Genomic DNA, 286 nt, shown 5'->3' on the forward strand with positions numbered 1-286 from the left:
ACCCCCGCCCGCGCGGCGATATCGCGCACTGGAACGTCGACGCCCGATGCGACGAACGCGGCGGCGGCCGCACCCAGCAGGGTCTGCTCGTTGCGCCGGGCGTCGGCTCGTTTGCGTGGGCTGCCGGACCCGCTGTCACTCACTGCTTGGCCTTTGCTCGAGGGTTGGCAAACGGAACAACGTTCCGTATGTTGGTTATCGGAACGTTGTTCCGCTTGTTCAGGATGTCAGAACGGGCTGGTGGACACCACTTCACGCGCCGCGAACGGGCGCGACTCTCGAGGAG

Annotated in this window: 1 pseudogene; it reads right to left on the bottom strand. The window is 66.1% G+C overall.

Features of this window, described 5'->3' with window-relative positions:
• Positions 1–143, bottom strand: a pseudogene (locus GV790_RS31540) (TetR family transcriptional regulator); the annotation flags it as partial.
• Positions 144–286: the final 143 nt, after the last annotated feature.

It is taken from the genome of Nocardia cyriacigeorgica, assembly GCF_010858045.1.
Lineage (GTDB): Bacteria > Actinomycetota > Actinomycetes > Mycobacteriales > Mycobacteriaceae > Nocardia > Nocardia cyriacigeorgica_E.